Raw genomic sequence first — 15,841 nt, forward strand, 5'->3', positions numbered from 1 at the left:
CCAGGAGCGGACCGTTCGACTGACCTATCGTTGCCAGGCGTCGAGGGCGCGTACGCCGTCACGGACCACCCGGTCCAGGATCGCCGGGTTGCCGCTGGTGCCCTCCCACCCCTGGTCGTCGAAGACCGTCACGGCGGTGTCGACGCGGGCCACGGCGATCTGGCTGGACGCGGTGCCGCCGGTGCGTTCTCCGTTCAGGCTCGTCTCGGGCCACGTCCGGGTCAGCAGCAGCGCCTCGTCGCCGACCCCGGGCAGCGCCTGGCTCTTGACGGTGACGGGGTCTCCCGACCGGTCGTACGACGGGCACGCCTGCACGGCGGCGCGCAGACGGGTCAGGTAACCGGGGGCGCCGTCGCCGTCGAAGGTGAAGATGGTCTGGTGGATCATCCCCTGCGGCACATTGCTGGACGGCTCGCCGGCCTTCTGGTAGGTGACGGTCATCGCGGCGCTCGCGGTGACCTGCCGGCCGCCGGTGCCGAACTCGTTGGCACAGAGCTTCGGCAGGGCGTCCTGCACGGGCGTGCTCCGTCGGGGCGACTTCCGCAGCTCGGCGGGCAGCTCCACGAAAGCCGAGGTCGGGATGGTCACCGGGGTGCTCGCGCTCGGCGATGGTGGGTCCGTCGGGGTCGCTGACGACGCTCCGGTCGTCGGTGCGGCGGTCGCCGGGGCAGAGGCGGGCGGATCCTCGCCGGTGGTGCAGGCGGCGGCCAGTGCGACGGCGCCCAGCAGCGGGATCAGCGCGAACACGTGTCGGGTACGGGCTGCTGGCGGTGCGGTGTTTCGGCGCATGGTCACCCCTCGTCTCTCTCAGGGCAGTTCCCTGCGTCGAGTGGACCGAAACGGCCACGCGCGCCGGCGGCCTCGCCGTCGACGGCGAGTGAGGTCGGCGCGGTCGCGTCAGCTCCCGCCGGTCAGCGGGCCCGCTTCGTCGCCCGTTTCCGGGGCGGCGTCAACAGGTCGGCGATCTGCCCGATCGCGGCGGGCACCAGGCGGTAGTACGCCCACACCCCGCGCTTGTCGCGTTCGAGCAGGCCGGCCTCGGTGAGGATCCGAAGGTGATGACTCACGGTCGGCTGGGAGAGATTGAGCGCCGAGGTGAGGTCACTCACCGACGCCTCACCTTCCGGCGCGGACTGGATCAGGCTGAGCAGTCGCAGTCGCGCTGGGTCGGCGAAGGCCTTCAGCACCCCCGCTAGCCGCTCGGCATCGGCCCGCTTGATGGGATCGCCGGTCAGCGGCGAGATCGCAGGCATGGCAGTTTTCGCAGTTCCCACGCCTGCCATAGTGACACCAACACCATCAATAAACCGGCAGAACCGGCACCAGTCCTCCGATGGCGTCCGGATGGCTGACCGGAACGACCGAACGTGAGTGGAAACGTCGACGTCCGTACCGGTGCTCGGGCCGTGTGGAGCTTCCGCGAAGCTCCACACGGCCCTATGGCGTCGTGCGGGTCAGCGGCGGGGCTTGGGTGCGATGCGGGGGAGGACGTATGGCGGCCCAGCGAAGATCAGGTCGGACTTCAGCTCCTGGTACGCCCGCTTGGGCTGGTAGTTCTCGTCGTAGATGGTGGCCAGGCCCTCCGGCGGGTCGTCGAACCAGCCCGGCACCCACGAATGCTTGTCACTGAAACCCCAGACCGTGTACGACAGGCAGCTCCGCACGGCGAGGCACGCCTTCATCAGCACGCTGAAGTTGGCGGCCGACGCCTGTAGCCGGGGGTTGATCTCCTCCGAGTTGCCCGCCTGGACGGCCTCCGTCATCTGGCTGCGGACGTCGACCTCGGTGAACGCGGTCGCGACGCCGAGCCCGCTGAACTTCTTCAGCGCGGCGGTCACCTGGAGGGTGTCGAAGTTGCCGTACTGGGTGCCCAGGTGGCCCTGCGAGCCGACGCCGTCGATCGGGACACCCTGGGCGCGTAGGCCCTTGGTCATGTCGTAGACGAACTGGGTCTTGTCGTCCGCCGGGTTGCCGGAGCCGAACGCCTCGATGTTGTAGTCGTTGTAGAACAGCAGGGCCTTGGGGTCGGCGGCCCGCGCCCAGCGGAACGCGTCGGCGACGTAGCCGGGACCGAGGTTCTCCGCCCAGAAGCCCTTGTAGTGCAGGGTCGACGGGGTGTCCCACGGGTCGCTGACCGCCTCGTTGACCACGTCCCACTGCCAGATCTTGCCCTTGTAGCGGTTGACCACGGTGGTGATGTGCTTGCGCAGCAGGTCGCGCAACTCCTGCTTGCTGATGGAGCCGTCGGCGACGCCACTGGTCAGCCAGGCGGGCAGCTGGTTGTGCCACACCAGCACGTGGCCGCGCACGCTCTGCCGGTTGCGCTTGGCGAAGTCGACGAACTGGTCGGCCGGCGCCCAGTTGTAGGTGCCGCGGGTGGGCTCGAGGCTCTCCCACTTCATCACGTTCTCGGCGGTGACCGAGGAGAACTCGGAGGAGGCCAGCTTGCGGTACTGCGGATCGGCGGCGTCGTTGAGGGCATCCATGCTCACCGCGGTGCCGACGTGCAGGCCGTGGCGCATGCCGAGGGTGGCGAGGCTCTGCGCCGTGGGGTCGTACGGCCGGCTCGCGGTGGCCGGCACCGAATTCAGCGCGGCGACGGTCGCGACGGCGACCAGGCCGACTGTCGACCACTGTCGTAACGTCATGTGCCTTCCTCTCCGAACGATCAATAGATAGATGTCGATCTAGAAGGTCAGGATCCGGTGCTGCTGACGGACGTGGGCCGGGTGACGCGGTAGTTCCGGCGGAAAACCGGAAACCCGCTCGAAACGTTAGGCCGGTCGATGTCTAAGCGTCAACGCTGAAAACTTCCGGAAATTGGTCAGATGAGCTGCGCAGCCCTCGGCGACCTGCGGCCGAAACTTTCGGTGGCCGGTGGCCGGTGGCCGGTGGCCGGTGGCGTAGGCGTAGGCGTAGGCGCGGGTCACCGGGGCGGGACGCGCCAGCCCGGTGGCGTCGCGGCCGGACACGCGGCAGCGGGCGTCGACGCGGTGACCGACGACGCCCGGTGCGGCTACGGGACCTGCTTCGGGCCGATCAGCGCAGGCCGGCGAAGAGGTCGTCCTCGGGGGTCGGCGCGCCGGTCCGGTCCCGGACCCGCAGGAAGGTCTCCACGCCCATCAGCTCGGTGAACCGTTCCTGGCCCAGTTGCAGGAAGAAGATGTTCTCGGTCTGGCTGGCGTGCGTGGCCAGCGCGCCGAACTTCTGTGCGCCGTACTTGCTCGTGTCGACCCAGGTGGTGATCTCGTCATCGGGCAGGCCGAGCTGCGGCCCCGGCCCGGCCGCCGCATCCGGCTCGGCCCACTCGACGCCGAGTTCCTTCATGATCCGACCGAACTCGGCGAACGCCGTGCGTGGCACCGTCGTCCAGTAGACCTTCGCCGGTACGTCCGTCTGCTCGACGGCGGCCATGGTGATCCGGTGGGCCTGGATGTGGTCCGGGTGGCCGTAGAAACCGTTCTCGTCGTAGGTGACGATCACGTCTGGCTGGTACTGCCGGATCAGCTCCGCGAGCCGGCCCGCCGCCTCCGCCACCGGCGTCGTCCAGAACGCGCCGGGTAGATCGTTTGTGGGCCAGCCCATCATCCCGGAGTCGGCGTAGCCGAGAGTCTCCAGGTGAGTGACGTTCAGCGTCGCGCAGCTGGCCTCCAACTCGGCCTGGCGCATCGCCACGACGGCGGCGGGATCGTGCCCCTCCTCGCCCGGCTTGACCCCACCGGGACCATCCCCGCAGCGCCCGTCGGTGCAGGTCACGAGCACGGTGGTGACCCCCTCCGCGGCATAGCGGGCAAGGACGCCGCCGGTGCTCGTCGCCTCGTCGTCAGGGTGGGCGTGCACCGCCATCAGGGTCAGAGGTCGCTCAGCCATGCCAACACCCTACGGTCATCCGGCTACCGCCCCACGGCCTCCACCGGGAAGGTGGCGATCCTCATCACCAACGGTCTGCTCGCCACCGGCCATCCGCCGCCGCCCCTCAGCTCGCAGGACGGGCATCCTACCCAGCTCGGCATGCGTCGAGCCGTTCTTGATCGAACGGCGATCAGGCCGACGTCGGGTCACTAGATTCAGCCGTGGTCAGCACAACCGCGCGGGTATGGACGCAGGGAGAAGTCGATGGCGATGGCCGCTGCCGGGTTCACCGACGTGCGGCAGGTCGAAGCCGGGCTGCTGAACGTCGGATACGTGGACGCCGGGCCGCCCGACGGGGACGCGGTGATCCTCCTGCACGGGTGGCCGTACGACATCCACAGTTTCGTCGATGTCGTGCCACTGCTCACCGCCGCCGGTCACCGCGTCGTCGTCCCCTACCTGCGCGGCTACGGCACCACCCGGTTCCGCTCCGAAGACACCATGCGCAACGGCGAACCGGCTGCCATGGCGCTCGACCTCATCGCCCTGATGGACGCACTGAAGATCGACACCGCGAAGCTCGCCGGGTTCGACTGGGGCGCGCGGACCGCCGACGTGGTCGCCGCGCTGTGGCCCGAACGCTGCCGAGGACTGGTCTCGGTGAGCGGCTACCTGATCGACGGTCAGCAGTCGGGCACGGTGCCGCTGCCGCCGAAGGCGGAATTCGCGTGGTGGTACCAGTACTACTTCGCCACCGAGCGAGGCCGGCAGGGGTACGACAAGAACCGGCGCGACTTCGCCAAGCTGATCTGGCACACCGCCTCCCCGAAGTGGACGTTCGACGACGCGACGTTCGACCGCAGCGCGGCGGCGTTCGACAACCCCGACCACGTCGACATCGTCATCCACAACTACCGCTGGCGGCTGGCCCTCGCCGACGGTGAGCCGCAGTACGACGAAATCGAGCAACGGCTGGCCGGGAAGCCGAAGATCACGGTGCCCAGCATCTCCCTGGAGGGGGACGCCAACGGCGCGCCGCACCTGGAGCCCACCGTCTACGGCAAGCAGTTCGCCGGCCAGTACGAGCACCGGACCGTCGGCGGCGGTGTCGGGCACAACCTGCCGCAGGAGGCGCCGCAGGCCTTCGCGGAGGCGGTGCTGGAGGTCTGAGTCGCTAGCTAGCCGCCCGGTCGCCGGGGCGCCGGACGTTCCACCCGCACCGGATCGCCGCGAACCAGCCCGTCGTGGATGCGCCACCGGGCGGTGGTGACGGCTCGCCGGGCCGCTTCGTTGCCCTCCTCCACCCGTTGACGCAGCAGGTCCAGGGCGATCCGGCGGTTGAGACCGAACTGCCGCTCCTCGTCCACCACGACTCCCAAGCCCGAGGGACGGTGCGTCGCGCGTACTGCGGTGCTGGCCTTGTTCCGGTGCTGACCACCTGGACCGCCGGTACGACAGCCGACGATGTCGACGTCCGCGCTGCCGCTTTGCTGCCCGACGTACGCTGCCGCGATGAGCGCACCGCGCCGCATCCTGGTCTACGGGGTGTACGGCTCCGGCAAGTCCACCCTCGCCGCGCGGCTGGCCGACCATCTCGGGCTGCCCTGGTATCCGGTGGACGACCTGCTCTGGCAGCCGGGCTGGGTCGAGGTGCCGGTCACCCAGCAGCGCAGCCGGATCGAGGAGGTCTGTCGACGGGACCGCTGGATCGTCGACGGGGCGTACCACGGCTGGCGGGACGTCCCGATGGCCCGCGCCGACCTGGTCGTCGGCCTGGACTATCCGCGGTGGTGTTCGTTCGGGCGGTTGCTCCGCCGCACCGTCCGCCGGGTGGCTACCGGCGAGGTGATCTGCAACGGCAACCGCGAGTCGCTGAGCAGCGTGTTGTCCCGGGACTCGATCCTGGTGTGGCACGTGACCGCGTTCGGCCGGGCTCGACGGCGGATGCGGGCCTGGCAGGCGGACCCGTCCGGGCCGCCCGTGGTGTTGCTGCGATCCCCGGCGGAGCTGGATGTCTGGCTGACCGGGCTGCCCCGCAGGTGAGGCCGCGCGGACAGCCTGTGCGAACCGGGGCTCACCGGCTGGCCCGGCCCGGTGTCTCGGGCTGGGCGGCCGGCCTGACCGCGCGGCCCAGGACGCAGGGGGACGACGGGCTGTTGCTGGTGGCCGGGAAACGGAACCGGCGCAGCTCTGCCACCTGGAAACCGGCCGCTCCGACGGCGGCGACGGTGTCCCGGCTGGTGTGGCAGCCGGCGAACAGCCTCGGCCACAGGGTGGCGTCGAGGACTCGTTGGGCGCGGTGCAGGCCGGTGGCCTCCTCGGCGGCCACGTGCTCGAAGAACCGTACCTGGCCTCCGGGGCGTAGCACCCGGCTGACCTCGGCCAACGCGCACGCCTGGTCGGGCACGGTGCACAACACCAACGCGACCACCGCCGCGTCGAACTCGCCGTCCCCGGCGGGTAGCGCCTCGGCCAGACCGTCGACGACAGTGACCGGAACCGGCGCGTCCGACGCGGCGCGCTCGGCGGCGGCCCGGAGCCGCCGCTCCGGTTCGACCGCGAGGACGTGGGTCACCGCCGGCGGATAGTGGGAGAACATCCGCCCGTTGCCCGCACCGATCTCGATCACCCGGCCGGAGAGGCCGGCGACCAGATCCCGTCGGAACGCCGCCGTGCCGGCGCGGTCCATGGCGACGCTGAGTCGCTCGTACACCCGGGCGAACACGGGGTGGGACACCGTGGCCACGTCGACCTCCACAGCTGGCGTGATCTCCGTAGAACTGTTCTCGGGCGATTGTCCTGCATCCGCGCACGCTTTCCGTCCTACTGGTTGACAGCACGATTCAACCCACCGCAGACAGGACGTGGTACGACTATGAAGATCGTCGTCATCGGGGGCAGCGGGCTCATCGGTTCCAAGCTGGTGGACCGCCTCGGCGCCCAGGGTCACGAGGCGGTGCCGGCCTCGCCGAAGACCGGAGTGAACACCCTGACCGGCGAGGGCGTGGCCGATGTACTCACCGGCGCCGAGGTCGTCGTCGACGTGTCGAACTCGCCGTCGTTCGAGGACGCCGCCGTGCTGGAGTTCTTCGAGACGTCCACCCGGACACTCCTCGCCGCCGCGTCGGACGCCGGGGTGAACCACTACGTGGTGCTCTCCATCGTCGGATGCGACCGGGCCCCGGACAGCGGGTACCTGCGCGCGAAGGTCGCGCAGGAGAAGCTCGTCGTCGCCTCCGGGATGCCGTACTCGGTGGTGCACGCCACCCAGTTCTTCGAGTTCCTACAGGGCATCATCGACGCCGCCACGGACGGCGACACCGTGCACCTCGCGCCCGTGCTCATCCAGCCGATGGCCGCGGACGACGTCGCGGCCGCGGTGGCCGAGGTCGCGGTCGGCGCGCCGACGAACTCCGTGGTCGAGGTCGCCGGCCCGGAGCAGTTCCGCCTCGACGAACTCGGCCGATCCGTCCTCGCCCACCAGCAGGACCGCCGTACGGTGGTGGCCGACCCCGACGCCCGGTACTTCGGCGCCAAGCTGGGCGAACGCTCGCTCGTTCCGGCCGACGGCGCTCGCATCGCCGGCACCGGCCTGGACGAGTGGCGCGCGCGGGCGAGCCGGGGGCACTGAGCCGGCCCGCTACCCCGGCGTCCCGGGTGGGCCGGCGCGTCCACCGAGGCGCCGCACCAGCTCCCGCACCGCGTCGGTGAACGGCTCGTCGGACTCGCCCGGCCAGTGCCCCTGGATGGGTGGGGCGACGCTGTCCCCGGGGGCCGTCACCACGTCGCGGGGATCACGCTGTCGGCGATCGACGGTGGCGGCCGGGTCGCCGGTGGTGGCCGGCGCGGGTGACGGGTGCGGAGAGAAGATCCCGCCACCGATGGGGTCGGTGTCGCGCCACAGGTTCACCCAGCGCCAGCCGACCCGCCGGCCGAGCTCGTGCAGTGCCTCGTCGTCGACGTACGCGGGGAAGAGCCGCGCGTAGAGGCGGCGCAGCGGTGATCCGTGGGTGAGCAGGGCGACCCGGTCGCAGACCCGCGGCGGCAACTGGAGCACCGTGGCGGCGAGCAGGACCGAGCCGTGGCTGTGCCCGGTGAGCAGCACCCCGTTGCCGCGTTCGACGAGGTGGGTGATCCGGCGGGCCAGTTCCGGCACCGCCCGCTCGGAGTAGCAGGGCGGCGCGAACGGGTGGGCGGCCCGGGGCCAGAAGGTGCCGAGGTCCCACAGCACACCGATGTGCCGGCGGTACGACTCCGTCCGGTACGCGAAGATGCCGCTGATGATCAGGACGATGATGGCCGCCGCGATCACCCAGCTACCGAACGCGATGCCGAAGGTGAACACGTCCGCCGGCAGCCCCACGTTCCGCTCGATGACGTCGCCCGGGAACTGCCCCAGCAGGCCGATGGTGGTGGTGGCCGTGGCGAGTCCGGTGAGACAGCCGTAGAGCACGGCCAGCGGCACCAGCCTCTCGGTGAAACGCGCCCGGGCTATCGCGTCGCGGACCTGCCGCAGTCGGGGCCGTGCCTCGGCGGGCGGGTTCGGAAAGTCGCGCGCGACGATCACCGCCGCGGCCCGGCGCCGACCTGGCCGGGTGATCAGGACGACGACACCGGCCACGATCGCCGTGACCAGCAGGGCGCGGAAGAGGCCGTAGATCGCCCAGGTGTAGGCGCGCGGCGGACCGGAGGCGATGCCCTCCCCGGTCGGCACGTCGCGGTCCAGGAAGTCCGCCACCCGGTAGACAATCTCGGCGGAGTACGCCACCGCCGTGCTGACCCCGGTGGCCGCGACGACGAGCGCGCCCAGTCCGAACAGCGGGGTGCCACCGTGCACCCCACGCCGGTGCCCGAACAGCACCAGGCCCAGGGCGGCCAACAGTGCCGTCTGGGCGACGAACAGGCCAGCCAGGGTCGCCTCGTAGCCGGGGAGCCCGTGCCTCTCCTGCCAGGGCTGCGGGCTGGTCAGCACGTGCGCCACCACGCCGACGGTCAGGATGATGGCAACGCTCCGGAGGGCGCGGGTGACCCCGTCGAGCCGCTTGTCGCCGACGGCCCGGTCGATCAGCGGCGGCGTGCAGAGCAGCCCTCCGCAGCAGGTCAGGACCGCCACCGTGACCGCCGTCAGCACGGTCGTGGCCGCCGAGGCGCCACTCGCGGCTCGGGCCAGGAGCAGGGCGAGGTCCAGCGTCGCGAAGGCCGCGGCGACGTGGATGGAGCGCAGCCGGCCCACCAGCGGCTCGGCGTCCCACCGACCGATGGTGCCGAGCCCCGATCCGGAGGTGCCCTGTTCGGGCGCGCGGAACGCCTCGAACGTTCGCCCCGGGCGGCAGCTGACCCACCAGACCAGGCCGATCGCCGCGGCCGGGACCAGCGCGAGCACCGCCAGCCGTAGCCCGACGGGTCGTCCACCCAGCCAGGACAACCAACTGCGGCCGGTCAGGCAGTCCGGCGAGGCCAGGCACTTCCAGCCGATCAGATCCAGCGCGACGCCGGCGATGGCGAGCACGTACAGCACGGTGAGCGTCAGTGCCAGCAGCCGGCACAGGGACTTGACCGTGGCCGCGGAGCCAGGATTCGCCGGACGCATCCAGATCGCGACGTTGACCAGCATGAAGGGGAGCAGAAAGGCCACCGCCAGGGTCCGGGCCACGGTCCCGGAGGGCAGATCACCCCAGCGGTACGCCTCCACCGTCACCCCGGGCACGTCGGTGGTGTCCGAGCACCGCGAGCGCGCCCGGTAGAACCCGCCGTTGCGGTCACCGGCCACCTGCCCGGTCTGTTGCAGGTCCAGCACCTGCGCGGCGCTCGCGCCGGAGACTCCGTGCACCCGTAGCTCCACGACGTCACCGGAGTTGTCCGGCCCGCTCAACCGCGCTGATCCATCCGACGTCCCCCCGAGGCGTTCCACCGCCATCGTCCCGCGACCCAGCCCGCCAACCCGATGGCAGCAGAGCGCGGTCTACCCGAACCGGGCGCGCTCAATCGCGGCGGCATGGGCCCCACCGCCGGCCCCACCGCCCGGGGCAGGGCCCACCCTGCGTGCCGCAGATTCAGCGCGCCCTGACGGGTGTCAGATCGTGCCTCGCCCGCCCGGTGTGCGGGTCGAAGGGGAACGCTGTTGACCGCCGTCGCGGACGTGCCCAGCAGATCGGCGACCTCGGCGGCCGGGTAGCCGAGCACGTCGCGCCCCCGGTGTCAGGTTGGTCGGCAGTTCCCGCCGGCGACCCCGGCGTTCGATCATGGTGAGGCACCGGTTGGTGGCGATCCGGTAGAGCCAGGCACGTTCGACGCCGCGATCCTCGTACCGGTGGCGGCTCTGCCAGGCTCGCGTGAAGGTCTCCTGCACGGTGTCCTCGGCGTCGTGGAACGAGCCGAGCATCCGGTAGCAGTGGGCCGTCAGCTCGTCACGGTGTTCATCGATCAGCCGAGCGATCGTCACGCTGGCGGAGCCTACCGCCGGCACGGCACGGCCGGCGTCTGGTCGTCAGCCGACCCGGGGTCGTGTCGACCCGGCGGCGATGGGGAGGATTGATCCGGTCGTGGCGGGGTAGGTGCCGCCATGGTCGCTGCCGGTCGGCGCGGAGCGGACGCGGGCCCTTCGACCGTTGCCCGGCTCTGGGACCGCATGGTGGCCGGATGGCGCGAGCGGATCCGTCGGGTACGGGCCATCGGCGGCCTCGCCCTGCAAGCCGGCCTGGCCGCGGGGCTCTCCTGGTTCGTGGCGCACTCGCTGTTGCAGGTGTCGCAGCCGGTCTTCGCGCCGATCTCCGCCGTGTCGACCCTCGCCGCGTCCGTCGGTCAACGGTTGCGACGCACCATCGAGCTGATCATCGGGGTCACCGTCGGGGTGCTGATCGGCGACGCGCTGCTCCTGGTGATCGGCACCGGCTGGTGGCAGCTCGCCCTGATCGTCGTGCTGGCGATCGTCGTGGCGCTGCTTCTCGCCGGCAGCGCGGCGGTGGTGGTCCAGGCCGGCGCGACGGCGGTGCTCATCGCCACGCTCAGTCCGACCGTCCGTGATCTGGAGATCCCCCGGTTCGTGGACGCGTTGATCGGGGGAGGGGTGGCGCTGTTGGTCACCGCCGTGCTGTTGCCGCTCAACCCGCTGCGGGTGCTCAACCGGGCCGCCCGGCCGGCGTTCGATCTCCTGATCGCCCAGCTCGACGCCACCGCCGGGGCGCTGACCGAGCGGGACGCGGCTCGGGCCCGTACCGCCCGGGATGAGCTGCGGCAGAGCGCGGGCCGGTTGAAGGGGTTCGTCGAGGCGACCCAGGGCGCCCGGGAGGCCAGCACCCTCTCACCGGTGTACTGGCGCCAGCGGCACGGCCCGGTGGGCCGCTACGCACAGGCGGCGGAGCCGATCGACCGGGCGATGCGCAACAGCGGCACCCTGATCCGGCGGTCGGTGACGCTGATCGAGGACGACGAACCGGTGCCGGAGTCGCTCCCGACGGCGGTCGCCGATCTCGCGGAGGCCGTCCGCCTGCTCAAGCGGCAGTTCGCCGCCGGCGCGGAGCCGACTCGGGCGCGGGAGCAGGCGCTGCGGGCGGTCCGGATGGCCGGGCACGCCTACCGGGACGGTGTCGGTTTCTCCGGTGCGGTCGTGGTGGCACAGGTCCGGACGACTGTCAGTGACCTCCTGCTGGCCACCGGATTGCGTCAGGAGGAGGCGAATCGCCAGGTCCGGAGGGTTTTCGGCGACCTGTGAGCGACGGCTGACCGCAACGGGGGTCGCCTCGTGGGCGTCGACCCCGGGTGGCCGGGCCATCGGCATGATCGACCCGGGTTTCGTGGTCTCGGCCGGTCGTGGCGGCGCGGGAGTCCAGGACGCCAGGACACCCGAGTGGATCGTGCGCTCTCGGCACCCGTCGACAGCCGGGCTCACCGGGCGGCGCCGGCCCGCCCAAGACGTTGAATGTTATCGATAACACGGCCCCGATGGCCGGTTCTCCGCCGGGTGGATCATCCACCCGGCGCGCTCAGTCATGAGCCCGCGCCGTCGTCGGCGGCCGGCTCGCGGATCTGTGCACCCCGGCGTGACGCCTCGGCGATGTTATCGCTGCCATCTTCGCCGCGCGACGGGTGGGTGGAGTGGTGTCGCCACGGGGCGGTCGTTGCGTGGGGTGCCACCAGTTGGACCTGTCTGCGCGTGCCGGCGGGTGGGGTCCGTCGGCAGCCGGACCTTGCGTCGTCCTCCTTCCGGCACCTGCACACCGGGGCTGGTGTCGGAATAGCGCGGTTTGCACCGGTCCGCTATTGACCCTCCCGAGTCGGTCTGCCTTCTGCGTTCCGTTACGGAGCTGTTGCGGCTAGATGTCTTGACGAGGCTGGATGTGAGCGTTAACACTATCCCCGTTAACGGTGGAGGTGAACATGAACCGTGTGGATGGAGCTGGCGACCGGTACGTCGTCGGTGTCGACTACGGCACCCTGTCCGGGCGAGCTCTGGTGGTCCGTGTCGGCGATGGTGCCGAATTGGGGACCGCGGTGCACGAGTACGGCGATGGCGTGATCAGCACGGCGCTTCCGGGAGGCCGAGCGCTACCCCCGGACTGGGCCCTGCAGAACCCGCAGGACTACCGCGACGTGCTGCGGTACGCCGTCCCGGCGGCGGTGTCCGCCGCGGGGGTGGACCCGGCGGCGGTGGTCGGTATCGGCATCGACTTCACCGCCTGCACGGTGCTACCGACGCTCGCCGACGGCACCCCGCTGTGCGAGACCCCCGAGTTGCGCGACCGACCGCACGCCTGGGTCAAGCTGTGGAAGCACCACGCCGCGCAGCCGCACGCCGACCGGATCAACGCGCTGGCGCACGAGCGGGCCGAGCCGTGGATCGGCCGGTACGGCGGCAAGATCTCCGCCGAGTGGCAGTACGCCAAGGGCCTGCAGATCCTGGAGGAGGACCCGGAGGTCTACGACCGGGCCGAGCGCTTCATCGAGGCGGCCGACTGGATCGTCTGGCAGCTCTGCGGCGCCGAGACCCGCAATGTCTGCACGGCCGGTTACAAGGGCATCCTGCAGGACGGCCACTACCCGTCCGAGGGTTTCCTGACCGCGCTCAACCCCGACTTCGGCGACTTCGTGACCAAGCTGGACGGTCCGCTGCTGCCCCTCGGCGCCCGCGCCGGCGCGCTCACCGCCCAGGCCGCCGCGTGGACCGGTCTGCCGGAGGGGATCGCGGTGGCCGTCGGCAACGTCGACGCGCACGTCACCGCGGCGTCCGCCCAGGCGGTGGAGCCCGGCCGGCTCGTCGCGATCATGGGCACCTCGACCTGCCACGTCGTCAACGGCGCGGAGGTCGCCGAGGTGGCCGGCATGTGCGGTGTGGTGGACGGTGGCATCAGCCCCGGCGCCTGGGGCTACGAGGCTGGCCAGAGCGGCGTCGGTGACATCTTCGGCTGGTTCGTCAAGCACGCCGCCCCGGCCGGCATCGACTCGCACGAACGCCTCACCGAGCTGGCCGCGAGCCAGCCCGTCGGCGCGCACGGTCTGATCGCCCTGGACTGGTGGAACGGCAACCGTTCCCTGCTGGTCAACCACGACCTCAGCGGGATGATCGTCGGAATGACCCTGGCCACCCGGCCGCAGGACATCTACCGGGCGCTGCTGGAGTCCACCGCGTACGGCACCCGGATGATCATCGAGGCGTTCGTCGACGCCGGAGTGCCGGTGAACGACCTGGTGATCGCCGGTGGCCTCACCTCCAACGAGCTGCTGATGCAGATCTACGCCGACGTGACCAGGCGACCGTTGAACATCATCGCCTCGGCGCAGGGGCCGGCGCTGGGCTCGGCGATCCACGCCGCCGTCGCCGCCGGTGAGTTCCCCTCGATCCACGAAGCCTCACAGGCGATGGGTCGGGTGCACGAGGCCGTCTACCGACCCGACCCCGAGCGGGCGCGCGCCTACGACGCCCTCTACGCCGAGTACCGGGCGCTGCACGACCACTTCGGCCGCGGCGGCAACGACGTCATGCTCCGCCTGCGGGCGATCCGCAACGCGGCGGTCGAGGCCGCCGCGACCGCGCACGAGGCCCCGCTGGAGGTGGTGGCGTGAACGCCGAGGTGACCCGAAAGATCGGCGAGCTGCGTGAGACCGTCGCCCGCCTGCACGCCGAGCTGACCCGCTACAACCTGGTCGCCTGGACGTCCGGCAACGTCTCGGCGCGGGTTCCCGGGCAGGACCTCATGGTGATCAAGCCGAGTGGGGTGAGCTACGACGACCTCACCGCGGCGACGATGGTGGTGTGCGACCTCGACGGCGTTCTCGTCGAGGGTGACTTCGCCCCGTCCAGCGACACCGCCGCCCACGCCTATGTCTACCGGACGATGCCCGAGGTCGGCGGGGTCGTGCACACGCACAGCTCGTACGCCACCGCCTGGGCCGCGTGCGGCGAGTCGATCCCCTGCCACCTCACCGCGCAGGCCGACGAGTTCGGTGGGGAGATCCCGATCGGCCCGTTCGCGCTGATCGGGGGCGACGACATCGGCAAGGGCATCGTCGCCACGCTCGCCGGGCACCGCTCGCCGGCGGTGTTGATGCGCAACCACGGCGTGTTCACCATCGGCCGGGACGCCCGCGCGGCGGTCAAGGCCGCCGTCATGTGCGAGGACGTGGCGCGTACCGCGCACCTGGCGCGCACCCTCGGGCAGCCGGTTCCGATGGCGCAGGCCGACATCGACGCCCTCTACGACCGCTACCAGAACGTCTACGGTCAAAAACCAGTCGCACCGGCGGGTTCCTGACTCTTCCCCGATCAACGGGACCCGCCGGTCTGCACCACGACGCACCAGCACGCACCACCCGCGTACACCGCTCTTTCGCACCTCGGCGGTCGGCGCGGTTACCCACCACATCCAGCCAAGGAGATTCGATGGGAAAGATGCGAACGCAGTCTGCTCCGTGGCGCGCTGCCGCGGTCCTCGCCAGCGTGCTGCTCGTCGGCGGCGTGGCGGCCTGCGGTAACAGCGACACGGGCGGCGGTGCCAAGGACGACGGCAAGATCACGATGGGCTTCTCCCAGGTCGGCGCGGAGAGCGGGTGGCGTACCGCGAACACCACCTCGATCAAGGAGTCCGCCGCCGCGGCCGGGATCGAGCTGAAGTTCGACGACGCTCAGCAGAAGCAGGAAAACCAGATCAAGGCGATCCGCAACTACATCCAGCAGAAGGTCGACGTCATCGCCTTCTCGCCGGTGGTGGAGTCCGGGTGGGACACCGTGCTCAAGGAGGCCAAGGACGCCGACATCCCGGTCATCCTGACCGACCGCTCGGTGGACTCGGCCGACAAGTCGCTGTACAAGACCTTCCTCGGCTCGGACTTCGTCAAGGAGGGCCGGCTCGCCGGTGAGTGGCTGGTCGAGCAGAAGAAGAGCGCCACGGGCCCGGTGAACATCGTCGAGCTGCAGGGCAACACCGGCGCGGCGCCGGCGAACGATCGGAAGAAGGGCTTCGGCGAGGCGATCGCCGTCAACCCGAACCTGAAGATCATCGCCTCGCAGCCGGGTGACTTCACCCGGGCCGGCGGCAAGCAGGTCATGGAGCAGTTCCTCAAGGCCAACAAGCAGATCGACGTGTTGTTCGCGCACAACGACGACATGGGCCTGGGCGCGCTCGAGGCGATCACCGCCGCCGGCAAGGTGCCCGGCAAGGACATCACCATCATCACGGTCGACGCCGTCAAGGACGGCATGCAGGCTCTCGCCGACGGGAAGTTCAACTTCATCGCGGAGTGCAGCCCGCTGCTCGGCCCGCAGCTGATGGACCTGGCCAAGAAGGTCCACGCGGGCGAGGAGGTGCCTGCTCGGATCGAGACCGAGGAGACCACCTTCACGACCGAGCAGGCCAAGGAAGCTCTGCCCAACCGTAAGTACTGATCGACGACGGGGTCGCCGCGCTCGCGTGGCGGCCCCGCCGCGTCGCTTCCCTAACCGAAACGGACCGGGCTTGGCCCGCGACGACCTCCGCACAACGCCCGCCCGAGCGAC

Annotated in this window: 13 protein-coding genes and 2 pseudogenes; 7 read left to right on the top strand and 8 right to left on the bottom strand. The window is 70.9% G+C overall.

Going from position 1 to position 15,841, the window contains the following annotated elements:
• Positions 1 to 24: 24 nt before the first annotated feature.
• The 4 genes from AB0J33_RS12915 to AB0J33_RS12930 all read right to left on the bottom strand — a co-directional run bounded on the left by AB0J33_RS12915 (position 25) and on the right by AB0J33_RS12930 (position 3,870).
• Entirely contained in the window at positions 25 to 789 is a 765-nt protein-coding gene (locus AB0J33_RS12915) for a hypothetical protein (protein WP_363612891.1), read from the bottom strand.
• A gap of 122 nt (positions 790 to 911) precedes the next feature.
• On the bottom strand, positions 912 to 1,253 hold the full coding sequence (locus AB0J33_RS12920; protein ID WP_363612893.1) for a metalloregulator ArsR/SmtB family transcription factor: 342 nt from the start codon (positions 1,251 to 1,253) through the stop codon (positions 912 to 914).
• A 201-nt stretch (positions 1,254 to 1,454) separates the two neighbouring features.
• Positions 1,455 to 2,648: an endo-1,4-beta-xylanase gene (locus AB0J33_RS12925; RefSeq protein WP_363612895.1), complete on the bottom strand. Its 1,194-nt coding sequence runs from the start codon at positions 2,646 to 2,648 to the stop codon at positions 1,455 to 1,457.
• Between the two features lie 391 nt (positions 2,649 to 3,039).
• On the bottom strand, positions 3,040 to 3,870 hold the full coding sequence (locus AB0J33_RS12930) for a PIG-L family deacetylase (RefSeq protein WP_363612897.1): 831 nt from the start codon (positions 3,868 to 3,870) through the stop codon (positions 3,040 to 3,042).
• A 246-nt stretch (positions 3,871 to 4,116) separates the two neighbouring features.
• Between AB0J33_RS12930 and AB0J33_RS12935 the strand changes: the two genes are divergently transcribed.
• The gene (locus AB0J33_RS12935) at positions 4,117 to 5,022 is read left to right on the top strand and encodes an alpha/beta hydrolase (protein ID WP_363612899.1); all 906 of its coding nucleotides are present in this window, start codon (positions 4,117 to 4,119) and stop codon (positions 5,020 to 5,022) included.
• Positions 5,023 to 5,030: 8 nt separating this feature from the next.
• Here the strand turns inward: AB0J33_RS12935 and AB0J33_RS12940 are convergent.
• Positions 5,031 to 5,330 (bottom strand): annotated as a pseudogene (locus AB0J33_RS12940) (peptide chain release factor-like protein); the annotation flags it as partial.
• A 34-nt stretch (positions 5,331 to 5,364) separates the two neighbouring features.
• On the opposite strand from AB0J33_RS12940, the gene AB0J33_RS12945 reads away from it, so the two are divergent.
• Positions 5,365 to 5,895 carry an adenylate kinase gene (locus tag AB0J33_RS12945; protein ID WP_363612901.1) on the top strand — a complete coding sequence of 177 codons (531 nt, stop codon included), beginning with the start codon at positions 5,365 to 5,367 and terminating at the stop codon, positions 5,893 to 5,895.
• Between the two features lie 31 nt (positions 5,896 to 5,926).
• Here AB0J33_RS12945 and AB0J33_RS12950 read toward each other — a convergent pair whose 3' ends face one another.
• A complete protein-coding gene (locus AB0J33_RS12950) occupies positions 5,927 to 6,598 on the bottom strand; it encodes a class I SAM-dependent methyltransferase (RefSeq protein WP_363612903.1) in 672 nt (223 codons plus the stop codon).
• A gap of 129 nt (positions 6,599 to 6,727) precedes the next feature.
• Between AB0J33_RS12950 and AB0J33_RS12955 the strand changes: the two genes are divergently transcribed.
• Positions 6,728 to 7,483 (top strand): SDR family oxidoreductase, encoded by a 756-nt coding sequence (locus AB0J33_RS12955; protein WP_363612905.1) that lies wholly within the window; start codon positions 6,728 to 6,730, stop codon positions 7,481 to 7,483.
• A gap of 9 nt (positions 7,484 to 7,492) precedes the next feature.
• Here the strand turns inward: AB0J33_RS12955 and AB0J33_RS12960 are convergent, their stop codons facing one another.
• Complete coding sequence (locus AB0J33_RS12960) at positions 7,493 to 9,724, bottom strand: hypothetical protein (protein ID WP_363612907.1); 2,232 nt, start codon at positions 9,722 to 9,724, stop codon at positions 7,493 to 7,495.
• Between the two features lie 221 nt (positions 9,725 to 9,945).
• Positions 9,946 to 10,318, bottom strand: a pseudogene (locus AB0J33_RS12965) (sigma factor); the annotation flags it as partial.
• Between the two features lie 96 nt (positions 10,319 to 10,414).
• Between AB0J33_RS12965 and AB0J33_RS12970 the strand changes: the two are divergent.
• The 4 genes from AB0J33_RS12970 (at position 10,415) to AB0J33_RS12985 (ending at position 15,730) form a co-directional block, all read left to right on the top strand.
• On the top strand, positions 10,415 to 11,563 hold the full coding sequence (locus AB0J33_RS12970) for an FUSC family protein (RefSeq protein WP_363612909.1): 1,149 nt from the start codon (positions 10,415 to 10,417) through the stop codon (positions 11,561 to 11,563).
• 665 nt (positions 11,564 to 12,228) lie between these two features.
• Positions 12,229 to 13,911, top strand: coding sequence for a ribulokinase (gene araB / locus AB0J33_RS12975; protein WP_363612911.1), 1,683 nt, complete (start codon positions 12,229 to 12,231; stop codon positions 13,909 to 13,911).
• Positions 13,908 to 14,600 (top strand): L-ribulose-5-phosphate 4-epimerase, encoded by a 693-nt coding sequence (locus AB0J33_RS12980; RefSeq protein ID WP_363612913.1) that lies wholly within the window; start codon positions 13,908 to 13,910, stop codon positions 14,598 to 14,600. The genes araB and AB0J33_RS12980 overlap by 4 nt, the downstream gene beginning before the upstream one ends.
• 128 nt (positions 14,601 to 14,728) lie before the next feature.
• Positions 14,729 to 15,730, top strand: a complete 1,002-nt coding sequence (locus AB0J33_RS12985) for an ABC transporter substrate-binding protein (protein ID WP_363612915.1) — start codon at positions 14,729 to 14,731, stop codon at positions 15,728 to 15,730.
• Positions 15,731 to 15,841: the final 111 nt, after the last annotated feature.

Source organism: Micromonospora sp. NPDC049645, from assembly GCF_040675155.1.
Lineage (GTDB): Bacteria > Actinomycetota > Actinomycetes > Mycobacteriales > Micromonosporaceae > Micromonospora.

Coding starts and splice junctions, on each gene's coding strand:
- AB0J33_RS12930 (WP_363612897.1), bottom strand. CDS start 3,870: ATGGCTGAGCGACCTCTGACCCTGATGGCGGTGCACGCCCACCCTGAC.
- AB0J33_RS12985 (WP_363612915.1), top strand. CDS start 14,729: ATGGGAAAGATGCGAACGCAGTCTGCTCCGTGGCGCGCTGCCGCGGTC.
- AB0J33_RS12935 (WP_363612899.1), top strand. CDS start 4,117: ATGGCGATGGCCGCTGCCGGGTTCACCGACGTGCGGCAGGTCGAAGCC.
- AB0J33_RS12915 (WP_363612891.1), bottom strand. CDS start 789: ATGCGCCGAAACACCGCACCGCCAGCAGCCCGTACCCGACACGTGTTC.
- AB0J33_RS12925 (WP_363612895.1), bottom strand. CDS start 2,648: ATGACGTTACGACAGTGGTCGACAGTCGGCCTGGTCGCCGTCGCGACC.
- AB0J33_RS12955 (WP_363612905.1), top strand. CDS start 6,728: ATGAAGATCGTCGTCATCGGGGGCAGCGGGCTCATCGGTTCCAAGCTG.
- AB0J33_RS12920 (WP_363612893.1), bottom strand. CDS start 1,253: ATGCCTGCGATCTCGCCGCTGACCGGCGATCCCATCAAGCGGGCCGAT.
- AB0J33_RS12945 (WP_363612901.1), top strand. CDS start 5,365: ATGAGCGCACCGCGCCGCATCCTGGTCTACGGGGTGTACGGCTCCGGC.
- araB (WP_363612911.1), top strand. CDS start 12,229: ATGAACCGTGTGGATGGAGCTGGCGACCGGTACGTCGTCGGTGTCGAC.
- AB0J33_RS12970 (WP_363612909.1), top strand. CDS start 10,415: ATGGTCGCTGCCGGTCGGCGCGGAGCGGACGCGGGCCCTTCGACCGTT.